The sequence below is a fragment of the Mycolicibacter senuensis genome (genome assembly GCF_002101885.1).
GTDB classification, from domain to species: Bacteria; Actinomycetota; Actinomycetes; order Mycobacteriales; family Mycobacteriaceae; genus Mycobacterium; species Mycobacterium senuense.
The window spans coordinates 1-14,414 of sequence record NZ_LQPS01000046.1; the positions used below are offsets into that span (position 1 = coordinate 1).

Consider the following 14,414-nt stretch of genomic DNA (forward strand, 5'->3'; position numbering starts at 1 on the left):
CGGGCGGGCGGCGACGGGCGGGCCGGGCGGGGGGACCTGGTGGGTATCTCGGCCGCCGTGGTGGCCGGCGGCTACCTCGGCGAGGTGGGACGCACCCATTCGGCCGGCCGCCCGCCGGGCGGTGCCGCCGCAGAACTGTATCGGCGATGGGATGCGCTGTGGCAGCGGCTATCCGGCGCCTGCCGTCCGGGTGCGGCCGGCAGCGACCTGCTGAGCGCCTACGCGGCGGCCGGAGAGGCGCTGCCCCCGGTTCCGGTGGCGCACGGGCTCGGCATGGGTTTCGACCCGCCGGTGGTCTCGGCGCGGCTGCCGCAGACCGCCGCCGCCGAACGGCTCGAGCCGGGAATGGTCCTGGCCGTCACCGGCTATGTGTTCGAGCCCGGTGTCGGCGCGGTGTTCGGGCGGGAGGCCGTCCTGATCACCGAAGACGGGCACGAAGTTTTGACCACCAGTCCTTTCAGCTGAAGGAGCAGATCGCCAAATGTCAGACACGCGCGCGGATTCGGGACGGCCTCCGGCCGAGGAGATCATCCGCTACCACAAGGACCCGGTCACCAAGATCGCCACCATCACGTTCGACCGGCCGGAATACCTCAATGCGCCGACCTCGTCGGCACGGCTGCGGTATGCGGACCTGCTGCGCGGGGCGAGCGTCGACAACGACGTCAAGGTGGTGGTGATCCGCGGGGTCGGCGACAACCTGGGCAGCGGCGCCGACCTGCCCGAGTTCATGGAGGGCGTCGACGAACCCGAAAAGCGGCTAGCGGAACTGCGATTGGAAGGCATGGACGTCAACTACCCGCCCAAGGGCACCTTCCGCAACGGCGCCACCATCAGCGCGTGGTACGCCAATGTCCAAGCCGGCAACCGGCCGCTGCAGGAGCTGAAGAAGATCAGCATCGTCGAGGCCAAGGGCTACTGCTACGGCTGGCACTTCTACCAGGCCGCCGACGCCGACCTGGTGATCTCCAGCGACGACGCGCTGTTCGGCCACCCGTCGTTCCGCTATTACGGGTGGGGGCCGCGGATGTGGACCTGGGTGCAGATGATGGGGCTGCGCAAGTTCTCCGAAATGGTGTTCACCGGAAGGCCGTTCACCGCCGCCGACATGGAGAAGTGCAACTTCCTCAACAAGGTGGTGCCACGCGATCAGCTCGAAGCCGAGGTCGATAAGTATGCGCTGGCCTGCGCCCGCAACCGCCCCGTCGACACGGTGTTCATGCAGAAGATGTTCTTCGAGGTCTACAAGCAGCATCAGGGTGAGTACATGGGCAGCCTGCTGTCGGCGTTCTTCGAGTCGATGGGGTCCGGGGTGGCGCCCGACACCGACGACCTGATGCTCGATGACGCCATCGAGTCCGGGCTGTCCGGAGCGGTCAAGGATAACGACTCGAGGTTCCCGCCCGACTTCCGGTTGAGCAAATCCAGTCGCAACAAGGACACCTGAGGCCGTGACACCCCTCGACGGTTTCACCGTCATCGATCTGTCCACCGGAATCGCCGGTGGCTACTGCACCAAGATGCTGGCCGACGGCGGTGCGGAAGTCATCAAAGTCGAGCCGCCGCAAGGGGACCCGCTGCGGCACTGGTCGGCGTCGGGTGCCGACACCGGCGGCGACGGTGCGCTGTTCAGTTTTCTGTCCGGCGCCAAACGCAGTGTTGTCGCCGACCCGGACCGCGACTCCGCGCTCGTGGACCGGTTGCTGTCCGGCGCCGACGCTGTCATCTGGTCGCGCGGGTCGGCGCTGGCCGAGCATCCGGCGTTCGGGCCCGAGCAGATCACCCGGGACCATCCCCATCTGATCGTCACCGCCATCACGCCGTTCGGGCTGGACGGTCCGTGGCGCGACCGGCCGGCCACCGAGTTCACCCTGCAGGCGTGGTCGGGTGGCATCTTCGGGATCGGGCGCGGATCCCAGGACCTGCCACCGGCATTCGTCGGCGGGCAGGTCGGGGAGTACCTTGCCGGCGCCTACGCCAGTGCACTGACCCTGGCAGCGTGGTTTCCCCGCCGCGACCGCGGTGATCTGTTGGACCTGTCGATGCTCGAGACACAGATCATGGGCCTGACCTACTACCCGGTGACCTACTTCGAGATGCTCGGCAAGCCCTGGCGCGACACCCGCAGGCTCACCGTGCCCGGTATCGCCACCGCCAAGGACGGCCTGGTCGATGTCGGGTGCGGCACCGCCCAGCAGTGGTTCGACCTGTGCGCGATGACCGGTCATCCCGAGTGGATCGACGAGGAGTCGCCGCTGTCGATCACCGAGCAGGCCAACGAGAAGGCCGAGCAGATCTACGCCTGGTTCAAAGACCAGACCGTCGAGGAGATCCGAGAGCTGGCCACCGCATTCCGGATACCCAACGCGCCGGTCGGCAACGGCGCCAACGTCACCGAGCTGGATCACTTCCGGGCGCGGCAGGCCTTCGTCACCAACCCGCGAGACGGGTTCATCCAGCCCGATCGCCCCTACCGGATACCGCAGCTGAGCTGGGGGCCGCCGCAGCCGGCGCCGCGTCTCGGCGAGCACACCGAGCGCTACCGTTCGGCGCCGCCCCCGGCACGTGTCGCCGACGGCGGTGAGCGGCCCGACGCGGGGCCGTTCAGCGGCCTGCGAGTGCTGGACCTGACGACGTTCTGGGCCGGCCCCAGCTGCACCCATCTGCTGGCCATGCTCGGCGCTGACGTCATCCATATCGAATCGACCGGCAAACCCGACGGCACCCGGCTCATCGCCGGAATCCCGGCCAGTGAACCGCAATGGTGGGAGCGCTCACCGATCTTCTCGGCGCTCAACACCAACAAGCGGGGGGTCACGACGGACCTGCGCCGCGAGGCCGGCCGCGAGATCCTGCGGAAGCTGGTCGCGACCGCCGATGTGATCGTGGAGAACTTCACCCCGCGGGTGCTCGAACAGATCGGCTTGGATTTCGACATGGTTCGGCGATTGCGCCCCGATGTGGTCCTGTTGCGGATGCCCGGTTTCGGGCTCGACGGACCGTGGCGAGACAATCCGGCTTTCGCCTATGCGATCGAGGCCGCCGCGGGCGTCAGCTGGCTGACCGGCTTCCCCGACCGCAATCCGTACGAGCCGTATTCGGTGGGCGACCCGAACGCCGGGGTGCACGCCCTCAACGCACTGCTGCTGGCCCTGGAGCAGCGCCGCCGTACCGGCGAAGGGATCCTGGTGGAAGCGGCGATGGTCGATGCGGCCCTCAACATCGCCGCCGAGCAGGTGATCGAGTACTCCGCCTACGGCGCCCTGCTACAGCGCGACGGCAATCGGGGGCCGACCGCGGCGCCGCAGAACCTGTACCGCACCACCGATATCGACGAGTTCGGCCGCCTCGACAGCTGGGTCGCCGTCGCGATCAGCACCGACGAACAGTGGACTGCGCTCTGCGAAGCACTGGGCCGACCGGCCTGGGCGGCCGACCCGGGCCTGGCGACCGCGGCAGGGCGCCGCGAACACCACGACCTCATCGACTCCCGACTCGGCGCCTGGTGTGCCGAGCGCAGTGCCGATGAGATCGTCGATCTGCTCTGGCCGGCTGGGATCCCGGTGGCCAAGGCTGTGCAGCCGCACCGGCAGGCCGAGCTGCCGCAGTTGGCGCACCGCGGCTTCTTCGAAGAGGTCGCCCACCCGGTGAACCCGACGGTGCGGCACAGCACGCTGCCGGTGCGTTCGACGCACGGGCCCAAGCGTTTCCACCGTCGCCCGGCGCCGTTGCTCGGTGAGCACAACCACGAGCTGCTGTGCGAGCTGGGTTTCACCGATGCCGAGATCGCCGCCCTGGAGGCCGACGGGGTGATCGGCAACGCGCTGGGCTAGTCGGTAATCACCGTCGCAGCGTCAACGCTCATTTGCTGGAGCCGTCCAGGGCGTCCAGTGCCGCCCGGGTGTCCAGGTCGGTGAACGCCGCGGCGTAGCGCTGTGCGAACGCCAGGCTGATGTCCGGGCGCTGCCAGCTGTCGCCACCGGACAGCGTCGCGATCCAGATCGCCAGACCGTGCGCGGCCGACGCGCGATAGTGCCACCAGATCTCGTCGGCCGAGGGCAACTCTGCAGCCGGAAGCCCCAGGGAGCCACGGTATTCCGCCAGCAGGTCCCGTTCGCCGGCACGCCGGTCGGAGATGTCCAGTGCGCCCTGCAGGAAGTAGCCCAGGTCCAGCGAGAAGTTGCCGTGCCGCACCATCTGCCAGTCCAGGAACCCGACGTCGCCGTCGGGCAGCACATAGGTGTTGCCGATGTGCGGGTCGCCGTGCAGCAGCGTCTGCGGCCCCCGGGTCAGGCTGCGGATGTAGCGGGCCCAGATGTCGCCGAAGAGTTCCGGCCCGCTCATCGCGGTGATCTCGGCGGGAACCGAGTCGCCCAGTCGCTGGTAGGCGACGTCGAGCGGTGCGAGCTCCAGCCCGGCGAACGGCACGAACGGCTCCACCCACTCCAGCGCGGGGTTGGCGGCGATGCGTTCGCCCCAGAATGCCCCGTGCAGCCGGGCCAGGCCGCGCACTCCCCGGGCCGCTTCGTCGAGGCTCAGCGGCCTGGTGGCGTCGCGCGGGTCGGCGCCGCGTGCCACCACATCCTCCATCACCAGCAGAAAGTCGCGGCGCTGTTCGTCGATCACCGCCCGGTAGACCGTCGGATGATCAAGTGGCAGTTCGACTTGCGCGAGGAACAGTCGCGGCTCGTGGTACAGGCCGCTGGTCAGCTCGACCAGATCGGCGTGCTCGGGGTCGACCGCCTTGACGAACACGGTGGCCGGCCCGCTCCCGGCCGCGTAGCGCAGCGCCAGGCGGGCCCGCCGGTTGGTGCCGTCGTCGCGCAACGCGATCGAGACGTCCTCCACCACCGCGCCCGGGTGATGACCGCTGATGGCAGCGGTCATCCACTCCGGCGAAATTGCTTCCCAGCTGTCGGGAATCGTCTGCGTCACTACTTGAGGCAGCTTCCGGCGTCGACGGGCAGGGTGACACCGGTGATGTAGCGGGCCTCGTCGGATGTCAGGAACAGCACGGCGTTGCTGATGTCGACCGCGTCCACCCACGGAATCGGCAGGGTGTGGAAGAGCTGGCAGATCGGCGCCATGTCGTCGGGGCCCGGGTTCTCCAGGTCCGGCCGGAACATCTTCCAGGTGCCCTCGTTCATGATCATCCCGGTGCTGACGTGGGTGGGATGCACGGTGTTCACGCGAATGTTGTGCTGTCCCAACTCGACGGCGAAGGACCGCATGATGCCCACCACGCCGTGCTTGGCGGCCACGTAGTTGCCGCAGTGCGGGTAGGCCTTCAGCCCGCCCACCGAGCTGGTCAGGACGATCGAACCGCCGTTGCCTCCGGCGATGAGATGCGGCACACCGGCTTTGACGGTCTTCCACACCCCCGACAGGTTGATGTCGATCATCTCCTGCCAGTCGTGTTCGCTGCACTGGTCGAGGGTGTCGCCACCGTTGCCGATGCCGGCGTTGGCGACGATGATGTCCAAGCGACCGAGCTCCTCGACACCGGCATCGACCGCGGACTTGAGAGCGTCATAGTCGCGCACATCGACCTCGGCGGTGTAGATCCGGCGATTCAGCGCCTTGACCATGTCGGCGGTCTCGGCCAGCTCCGCACGCGTGGCCGGCGGAATGGGCGAGTTCTCCACGATCGGCTTACAGACGTCGATCGCGATGATGTCGGCGCCCTCCTGCGCCAACCGCACCGCGTGGCTGCGGCCCTGGCCGTGCGCTGCGCCGGTGATGAACGCGACCTTGCCTTCAACACGTCCGGTCATGGGAAACCTCAATTCTGTTGTTGCGGAAAACTTCGGGTGACTAGGGGGTTCAGGGGTCAGGGAACGATCGCCGGCATGGAGACCCAGCCGCGCACCGTCGACGTCGGGGAGATCTGCGTCGCCGACAGGTCGACCTCCCACTCCGGAAATCGCTTGAGGATCTCCTCGAGGGCGATCCGTGCCTCCAGCCGGGCCAGGGCGTTGCCCACACAGAAGTGGGTGCCGTGACCGAAGCCGAGGTGCGGGCGCCGTTCCCGGTGGATGTCGAAGACGTCACCGTCCGGCGGGAACCGGCGGTGGTCGCGGTTGGCGGCGCCCATCAGCAGCAACATCGCCGAACCCGCGGGTACCGTCTGGCCGTAGTACTCGACGTCGCGGGTGACGTACCGGGCCGCGTGCGGTGCCGGCGGCTCGAACCGGACCAGCTCCTCGACCGCCCGCGGAATCAGTGCCGGGTTGGCCGCCAGCTCCGCCCGCTGGTCGGGGTGGTCGGCCAGCACTTTGCCCGCCCAGCCGATCAACCGGGTGGTGGTCTCACTGCCGGCGGTCGCAAGCACGGTGAGGAACAGGTGCAGTTCCTCGCTGGACATTCGGCGCCGGGTGCCGTTTTCGTCCTCGAACTCCGCATTCATCAACTCGGTGATCAAGTCATCGGAGGGGTTCGTGGTCCGGTAGGCGATGATGTCGGCGAACACGTCGCCGGTGGCGATCGGACCGTCCGGGTTGTCGGTCATCTTCTGACCGGGCTCGGTGCGGATGGTGGCGTCGCCGTGCTCGGTGACGTGCTTCTGCTGATCCTCGGGAATACCCAGCAGCATGCCGATCACCCGCATCGGCATCTCCGCGCCGAGGTCGGTGACGAAGTCGAACCGGCCGGTGCCCACCAGCGGGTCCAGGCAGCGCGCACAGAACTCCCGGATCTGCGATTCGAGGGCGTTCATCCGCCGCGGGCTGAACATCCCCGCCATCAGGTTGCGATGGATGTCGTGGATCGGCGGGTCCTCGAAGATCAGGATGCCCGGCGGAATCTCCATGCCCGACTTGATGATCTCCAGGACGGCACCCTTGGCGGAGCTGAACGTCTGGTAGTCGGCGAACGCGGCGTGCACATCGTCGAATCGGCTCAGCGCGTAGAAGTCGTGCTCTTCGTTGTAGTACAGCGGCGCCTCTTCGCGCAGCCGGCGAAACATCGGGTACGGATCGTTGTTGAGGTCGACGTCATACGGGTCGTAGCGCGCTTCGTCGGTGGTGGTCACCGTCATGGTTGCCCCTTTTGCGTGGGTGGGAGAACTGCGGTCAGAGGCCGGCGGGGACGGGAACCGTCACCGGGGTGAATTCCAGGTGGAGTTCGGTCAGGCCGCGCAGGATGAAGGTCGGTTCGAAACTGAATCGGCGGTCACCGGCCGGTCCGTGCTGCGACTCGTCGAGCCGGATGTCGGTCATGCGGTCCAGGATGCGTTCCAGCGAGATCCGGCTCTCGGCGCGAGCCAGCGGCGAGCCCGGGCAGGTGTGGCTGCCGCGGGCGAACGCCAGGTGCTCGCGCACATTGGGCCGGTCGATCCGGAACTCGTGCGGGTTCTCGAACTTGCGGGGGTCGCGGTTGATCGCACCGGGGAACATCACCACGACCGTGCCGGCCTTCAGTTCGACGCCGCCCAACGTCGTAGTCTTGCGCACCAGCCGCGGGTCGGTCTTGACCGGACTCTCCATCCGCAGCGTCTCCTCGAGGAAGTTCGGGATCCTGCTGCGGTCCTCGCGCAGCTGCGCGACCAGGCCCGCGTCCTCGGCCAGGAATCGCAGCGCCGCGCTGAGCAGCTTGGTGGTGGTCTCCTGTCCTGCGGCGAACAGGAACGTGGAACTCTTGACCACGTCGGAGATCTCGGGGATCGACCCGTCCTCGTAGGTGGCGGTGGCCAGGTCGGTCAGCACGTCGCCGCGCGGGTTCTCCCGGCGGTCACTGAGGTAGCCGCTGAACTTGTCGTCCAGCCACGCCAGCGGGTCGTGGGCCAACTCCTCGTGATCGAGTGAGCCGATCCGGGCGCCCGGCTGCGGGGCGCCCAGCACCTCCTGGAACGCCGGCCGGTCCTCCTCGGGCACACCGAGCAGGTCGGCGATCACCAGCAGTGCGAACGGCCTGGCGTACTCGGAGAGGAATTCGCATTTGCCGCTCTCGGCGAAGTAGTCGAGCTGACGGTCGGCCAGCTGCCACATGAAGTCCTGGTTCTCCTTGAGCCGCTTGGGTGTCAGCAGCCGATTCAGCAGCGACCGGGCCTTGGTGTGCATCGGCGGGTCCATGGTGACCATGTGGTCGGCCATCGGCATCTGGTGGCGGTGCGCCTCGATCTGCTCGCTGATGTCGTCGCCCTCGGGCTCGAACGGCAGCGGCGGGAAAGGCCCACCCACGGCGACCAGATTGGAGTAAGTGTCGGAGTCGCGGTAGACCTCGTTCGCTTCTTCGTGACCGGTCACGGCGACGACGCCGTAAACGTTCAGCGGGGCGACCGGGCTCTGCGCCCGCAGGTAGTCGAAGTACGGGTGAGGGTCGGGAATCAGGGACTGATCGGTGAAGAAGTCGATGGTGTCGAAGTCGGTCAACGTGGACCCCTCTGCTGAATGGGCTGACATGTGCTGTGCATCTGCTTAGCATGGGCGGGACCGGGAAGCAAGGGTTGCGGCGGCATTACGATGGCCGCCGGACGTGTAAAGGTGGAATGTGATGACACGGAGCGGACGGTATGCCCGAATCGGGTAAGGGACAGCGCAGAATTGGGGCGCCGGATGCGAAGAACCGGACGCTGTTGCTCGATGCCGCCGAAGAACTCTTGTTGACCGCCGGCCACACCGCCGTCAGCTCGCGCCGCGTCGCCGAGCGGGCCGGCCTCAAGCACCAACTCGTGCACTATTACTTCCGCACCATGGAGGATCTGTTCCTGGCGATGTTCCGCCGCCGCGGCGATCAGGGTGTGGCCGAGCAGGCCGCGGCGCTCGCGTCGCCGCAGCCGTTGTGGGCGTTGTGGCGGTTCAACACCGACCCGGCGTGGACCGGGCTGACCATGCAGTTCATGGCGCTGGCCAACGAACGTGCGGCGTTGCGGTCGGAGATCGCCAGCTACGCGGAGCGGCTGCGCGCCGAACAGATCGAGGCGGTGGCCGGACTGCTGGCGCGCTATGGCATCGACGCCGACGAGTTTCCGGCGACCGTGTTGATGGTGTTGATGACCAGCGCGTCGCGGATGCTGATCATCGAACACGAGGCACTGGGCATGACCCTCGGCCATGCCGAGACCGTCGAGTTCGTGGAGCGCTGGTTGCATCGCTTCGAGGGCGAGCCGCAATCGGTCGCCGGCGCCGATGGACAGGTGGCGCCGGCCGGGACCGCTGCGCGCTAGCGGTTGTTGCGCTGCTGCTGCAGCGCGTCCGCGGCCGCCCAGTGCTCATCGGAGACCCAGAGCCGGGCAAAAGCCGCCACCGCCTCTTCCGCCGACGCGCCGGCCAGCACCCGTTTGATCTCCCCGGCTGAACGGTTGGCCAGCGACCGCGCCAGCCCGCGCCATTCGGCCTCGAACGATTCCCGCGGCACCACCCGGTTCACCAGCCCGATCCGTTCGGCCGCGGGGGCGTCGAGCATGGTTCCGGTGCCGGCCAGCAGCAGTGCCTGGCTGTGCCCGACCAGGGCCGCCAGCCGCTCGGCGCCGCCCCAGGCCGGCATGATCGCCAGCGACACCTGGTTGAACGCGATCTTGACGTCGGCGGCGGCGATCCGGATGTCGGCGGCCACGGCGACCTCGGCGCCGCCGCCGAGCGCGTGGCCGTTCAGTGCGGCGATCACCGGCGCGGGGAAAGCGGCGATCCGGTCGCACAGCAACCGCATCCGCCAGGCCATGGCCTGCGCGTCCTCCTCGGTGCGGATGGCGGCGAGCTGCTTGAGGTCGCCGCCGGAGACGAAGGCCCGGTCACCGCCGCCGGTGATGACCAGCGCCCGTGCCGCGGCTACCGCGTCGAGGGCACGACTGAGCTGATCCATCGTCTCCGGCGCGATCGCATTGCGCGCTTGGGGACGGTCGATCGTGATGACCGCCAGCCCTTCATCCAGCTCGACATCAACCATGACTCTCCAATGAGGATATTGGCATTCTCGGATCAGGAGAATAACATCGCAGGGGACATGCGAAAGATTCCCGACGATCTGGTACGTCACTACGAAGCCAACGGGTGGTGGACCCACGAGACCCTCGGGGACCTGCTCGGTCAAGGTCTGTCCCGCGGAGCCGGCAACCACTTCGAGGTGCACTCGGCGGTACGTCCGTGGGTCGGCACCTTCGGCGAGGTGGAGCTGACCGCCCGCCGGCTGGCAGCCGGGCTGCGGGCCCGCGGCGTCGGGCCCGGCGATGTCGTGGCGTTCCAGCTGCCCAACTGGATGGAGGCCGCCGCGACCTTCTGGGCGGCGGCGTTCCTGGGGGCGGTCGTGGTGCCGGTAGTGCACTTCTACGGGCCCAAGGAGTTGGGCTACATCCTGACCGCCAGCAAGCCCCGGGTGTTCATCACCGCCGAGAAGTTCGGGCGGATGATGTTCGTGCCCGAACTCGCCGCAGACGTGCCGATTGTCGGGGTGGTGGGCGGGAAGTCGGCGAGCGTGGTGGGCCAGGACTTCGACGAGTTGCTCGCTGACGAGCCGATGGCCGGGATCCTGACCACCGACCCCGGCGCACCGGCGCTCATCGCGTTCACCTCCGGCACCACCCGGGACCCCAAGGGCGTCATACACAGTCACCGGACCCTGTGCTTCGAGACGCGCCAGTTGCTCGACAACTACCCCAAGGATCGCGGCCGGCAACTGACCGCGACCCCGGTCGGGCACTTCATCGGGATGCTCGGCGCCTTCCTGATCCCGGTGCTGGAGAGTGCGCCGATCGACCTCGCCGACACCTGGGATCCCGGCCAGGTGCTCGAGCTGATGACCACCCAGGGGGTGTCGATCGGCGGGGGGCCGCCGTATTTCGTCACCAGCCTGCTCGACCATCCGGGTTTCGCCGCCGAGCATCTCCAGCACATCCCCAATGTCGGGCTCGGCGGGGCGACGGTGCCCGCGGCGGTCACCCGCCGGCTGGCCGACCTCGGCATCTACGTCTATCGCTCCTACGGCAGCACCGAGCACCCGTCGATCACCGGCTCGACCTCCAGCGCCCCGGAGGACAAGCGGCTGTTCACCGACGGTGACGCGCGGCCCGGCGTGGAGATCCGGCTGGCCCCCGACGGCGAGATATTGAGCCGGGGCCCCGACCTGTGCCTGGGCTACACCGACGATGCCCTGACCGAGGCGGCGTTCGACGCCGACGGCTGGTACCACACCGGCGACGTCGGCGTGCTGGACGCCGAGGGGTATCTGACCATCACCGACCGCAAGGCCGATGTGATCATCCGCGGCGGCGAGAACATCAGCGCCGTGGAGGTCGAAGAGGTGTTGTTGGCGATGCCGGCCGTCGCCGAGGCGGTGGTGGTCGCGGCGCCCGACGCGCGACTCGGGGAGCGGGCGGCCGCGGTTGTCCGGCTCAAGCCGGGGTGCGCGTCGCCGACGATGCCGGAACTGCGGGCCCACTTCGAGCGGATGGGCGTGGCGCGGCAGAAGTGGCCGGAGGAACTGCGCGTGGTCGATGACTTCCCGCGCACCGCCAGCGGCAAGGTGCAGAAGTATCGGGTTCGCCAGGACCTTACGAGCGAGGTTGCACCGACACGATTGTGAGAATATGATTCTCACGAGCCGAAAAGGAGCATTTCATGGGTCAACTGTCACATCGCGTCGAGATCCCGTTCCCGTTGTTCGACGCCGACAACCACCTCTATGAGCCGCCTGAGGCGCTGACCAAGTACTTGCCCAAGGAGTACAAGGACATCGTCCAGTACGTGGAGATCAACGGGCGTACCAAGATTGCGATCGACGGCCACATCAGCAACTACATCCCGAATCCGACCTTCTCGCACGTCGCCAAGCCGGGCGCCTGGGAGGAGTACTTCAAGTTCGGTAACCCCGACGGCAAGAGCAAGCGTGAACTGTTCGGGGAGCCGATGAAGTCGATCCCGGCGTTCTTCGAGCCGGCTCCGCGCCTGGCACTGATGGACGAACTGGGCGTCGACCGTTCGCTGATGTTCCCGACGCTGGCGAGCCTGATCGAGGAGCGGCTGCGCGATAACCCGGTCGCGATCCACGTCATCATCCACTCGCTCAACCAGTGGCTGGACGAGGTGTGGGGGTTCAACTACAAGAACCGCATCTTCACCACGCCGGTGATCACCTTGCCGATCGTCGAGAAGGCGATCGAGGAGCTCGAGTGGTGTGTCAAGCGCGGTGCCCGCGCCATCTTGATCCGGCCGGCGCCGGTCCCCGGCTTCCGCGGCCCGCGGTCGTTCGCGCTGCCCGAGTTCGACCCGTTCTGGGAGCGTTGCGTGCACCATGACGTGTTCGTCGGCATGCACTCCAGCGACAGCGGCTACGCGCGCTACACGTCGGAGTGGGACGGCACGGTACAGGAGATGCTGCCCTTCCAGACCAATGCGATGAACATTCTGAACGAATGGCGCCCGATCCAGGATGCGGTGGGCTCCTGGGTGATCCACGGTGCGCTGTTCCGCCACCCGAAGCTCAAGGTGGGCATCGTGGAGGCCGGTTCGAAGTGGATGTTCCCGCTGCTGGACTCCATGACCGAGGTGTACAAGAAGGCGCCGGAGGCCTTCCTGGGCAACCCGATGGAGGAGATCAAGAACCGCATCTACGTCAGCCCGTTCTACGAAGAGGGCATCGACGATCTGATCAACCTGATCGGTGTGGAGCAGGTGCTCTACGGTTCCGACTGGCCGCACCCGGAGGGCCTGGCCGAGCCGACCCACTACGTGACGGCGCTGTCGCACCTCTCCGTCGAGGACCAGGCCAAGATCATGGGCGGTAACCTCGGTCGGCTCGTCACCGTTTAGCGGTGCCCCGCTGGCAGACCATTCCCGAGATGGTCTTGAGTGTCGGCGATCGCTTCGGGGATGCCGAAGCGATCGCCGATGGCCCGGTGCGGCTGAGCTTTTCCCAGTTGGCCGACCGGGTGCGCTGTGCGGCGGGGGCGTTCGCCGCGGCGGGGGTCGCCAAGGGGGACCGGGTGGCCATCTGGGCGCCCAACTCCGCGGAATGGATCATCGCCGCGTTCGGGCTGCTGACCGCCGGCGGAGTGCTCGTTCCGGTCAGCACCCGCTTCAAGACGGCGGAGGCCGACGACATCATCCGCCGTAGCGGCGCCAAGCTGGTCTTGGTCGAAAAGGGTTTCCTGGGGCTGGATTTCGTCGCCCCGCCCGGCGTCCCGGTGATCGACCTGAAATCGGACTTCCTGGCGTCGGGTGCGCCGTTGCAGCGTGCGGTCGACGGTGGCGACATCGCCGACATCATCTTCACCTCGGGCACCACCGGCCGGCCCAAAGGCGTGATGATGAGCCATCAGCAGAATCTGCGGCTCTATGCCGAGTGGTGCGACTTGGCCGACTTGCGCGAGGGTGACCGCTACCTGATGGTCAACCCGTTCTTCCACACCTTCGGTTACAAGGCGGGCTGTATCGCCGCCTGCATCCGGGGCGCCACCATGATCCCGGTCCGGGTTTTCGACGTCGACGTGGTGGCCGAACTCATTGAGACCGAACGCATCACGATGCTGCCAGGTCCGCCGACGCTGTATCAGTCACTGTTGGACGCACCGTCCGGGCGTGATCTGTCGTCGTTGCGCGCCGCGGTCACCGGCGCCGCCGACATCCCGGTGGACCTGATCCGCCGGATCCGCAGCGAACTGCCGTTCCAGTCGATCATGACCGGGTACGGGTTGACCGAGGCCGGCACGGTGACCGCTTCGCGCCGCGGCGACTCATTCGAGGACATCGCCACCACCGCGGGGCAGGCCTGCGAGGACATCGAGATCCGCATAGCCGGCGACGCCGAAGCCGGCGAGGTTCTGGTGCGCGGCTACAACGTGATGGCCGGCTACCTCGATGACCCGGCGGCGACCGCCGAGGCGATCGACGAGCAGGGCTGGCTGCACACCGGAGACATCGGGACGATCGACGACGCCGGTCGGCTGCGGATCGTGGGGCGGATGAAGGACATGTTCATCGTCGGCGGCTTCAACGCCTACCCCGCCGAGATCGAGGGCTTCCTGCTGGAGCATCCGGCTGTCGCGCAGGCCGCGGTGATCGGCGTGCCCGACGAGCGGCTCGGCCAGGTGGGCACGGCGTTCGTGGTGAAGCGGGCGCCCCAGCTCTCCGAATCGGAGCTGATCGCCTGGAGCCGAGACCGGATGGCAGGCTTCAAGGTTCCGCGTTCGGTGCGCTTCGTGGACCGGTTGCCGCTGAACGCCACCGGCAAGGTGGACAAGGGACAACTGGAGACCCAGGCCGGGGCGTGAGGCGTCGTGTACGTCTGCCTGTGCGCCGGGGTGACAAGCCAGCAGGTGATCGATGCCGTGGCCGCCGGTGCGTCGAGCACCAGACAGGTCGGTGAACGCACCGGGGCAGGAACGGTGTGCGGGCGCTGTAAGAACAACATCCGGGCCCTGATAGCGGCGGCTCGAACCGGGTCACAGTCACTGACGTAAGTCATCCTTTCCGGCGCGGCAGCGC

General features: G+C 67.6%; 13 protein-coding genes. 8 read left to right on the plus strand and 5 right to left on the minus strand.

Annotated elements, in window-relative coordinates:
- The 3 genes from AWC24_RS17565 to AWC24_RS17575 form a co-directional block, all read left to right on the plus strand.
- The coding region (locus tag AWC24_RS17565) for a M24 family metallopeptidase (protein WP_133055734.1) at positions 1-465 on the plus strand (465 nt) is incomplete at its 5' end.
- A gap of 16 nt (positions 466-481) precedes the next feature.
- Positions 482-1,447 carry an enoyl-CoA hydratase/isomerase family protein gene (locus AWC24_RS17570; RefSeq protein ID WP_085087213.1) on the plus strand — a complete coding sequence of 322 codons (966 nt, stop codon included), beginning with the start codon at positions 482-484 and terminating at the stop codon, positions 1,445-1,447.
- A gap of 4 nt (positions 1,448-1,451) precedes the next feature.
- Positions 1,452-3,833, plus strand: coding sequence for a CaiB/BaiF CoA transferase family protein (locus tag AWC24_RS17575; RefSeq protein ID WP_085087214.1), 2,382 nt, complete (start codon positions 1,452-1,454; stop codon positions 3,831-3,833).
- Between the two features lie 28 nt (positions 3,834-3,861).
- Here the strand turns inward: AWC24_RS17575 and AWC24_RS17580 are convergent, their stop codons facing one another.
- Genes AWC24_RS17580 through AWC24_RS17595 form a run of 4 tightly spaced genes read right to left on the minus strand, consistent with a single transcriptional unit; the run spans position 3,862 to position 8,399 of the window.
- Positions 3,862-4,887: a phosphotransferase gene (locus AWC24_RS17580; RefSeq protein WP_085087425.1), complete on the minus strand. Its 1,026-nt coding sequence runs from the start codon at positions 4,885-4,887 to the stop codon at positions 3,862-3,864.
- Between the two features lie 47 nt (positions 4,888-4,934).
- Positions 4,935-5,774, minus strand: a complete 840-nt coding sequence (locus AWC24_RS17585) for a mycofactocin-coupled SDR family oxidoreductase (protein ID WP_085087216.1) — start codon at positions 5,772-5,774, stop codon at positions 4,935-4,937.
- A gap of 56 nt (positions 5,775-5,830) precedes the next feature.
- Positions 5,831-7,036, minus strand: a complete 1,206-nt coding sequence (locus AWC24_RS17590) for a cytochrome P450 (protein WP_085087218.1) — start codon at positions 7,034-7,036, stop codon at positions 5,831-5,833.
- A 34-nt stretch (positions 7,037-7,070) separates the two neighbouring features.
- Entirely contained in the window at positions 7,071-8,399 is a 1,329-nt protein-coding gene (locus AWC24_RS17595; RefSeq protein WP_407663480.1) for a cytochrome P450, read from the minus strand.
- Between the two features lie 110 nt (positions 8,400-8,509).
- Between AWC24_RS17595 and AWC24_RS17600 the strand changes: the two genes are divergently transcribed.
- Entirely contained in the window at positions 8,510-9,163 is a 654-nt protein-coding gene (locus tag AWC24_RS17600) for a TetR family transcriptional regulator (protein WP_085087222.1), read from the plus strand.
- Here the strand turns inward: AWC24_RS17600 and AWC24_RS17605 are convergent.
- A complete protein-coding gene (locus AWC24_RS17605; protein WP_085087224.1) occupies positions 9,160-9,882 on the minus strand; it encodes an enoyl-CoA hydratase/isomerase family protein in 723 nt (240 codons plus the stop codon). The genes AWC24_RS17600 and AWC24_RS17605 overlap by 4 nt on opposite strands.
- Before the next feature lie 57 nt (positions 9,883-9,939).
- Between AWC24_RS17605 and AWC24_RS17610 the strand changes: the two genes are divergently transcribed.
- From AWC24_RS17610 to AWC24_RS17625, 4 genes are read left to right on the plus strand one after another with little or no spacing between them, the layout of a single operon-like run.
- Positions 9,940-11,514: an AMP-binding protein gene (locus AWC24_RS17610; RefSeq protein WP_085087226.1), complete on the plus strand. Its 1,575-nt coding sequence runs from the start codon at positions 9,940-9,942 to the stop codon at positions 11,512-11,514.
- Positions 11,515-11,549: 35 nt separating this feature from the next.
- Complete coding sequence (locus AWC24_RS17615) at positions 11,550-12,740, plus strand: amidohydrolase family protein (RefSeq protein ID WP_085087228.1); 1,191 nt, start codon at positions 11,550-11,552, stop codon at positions 12,738-12,740.
- Positions 12,741-12,742: 2 nt separating this feature from the next.
- Positions 12,743-14,200, plus strand: coding sequence for a FadD3 family acyl-CoA ligase (locus AWC24_RS17620; protein ID WP_085087230.1), 1,458 nt, complete (start codon positions 12,743-12,745; stop codon positions 14,198-14,200).
- 6 nt (positions 14,201-14,206) lie between these two features.
- Complete coding sequence (locus AWC24_RS17625; RefSeq protein WP_085087232.1) at positions 14,207-14,389, plus strand: (2Fe-2S)-binding protein; 183 nt, start codon at positions 14,207-14,209, stop codon at positions 14,387-14,389.
- The last annotated feature ends 25 nt before the right edge of the window (positions 14,390-14,414 follow it).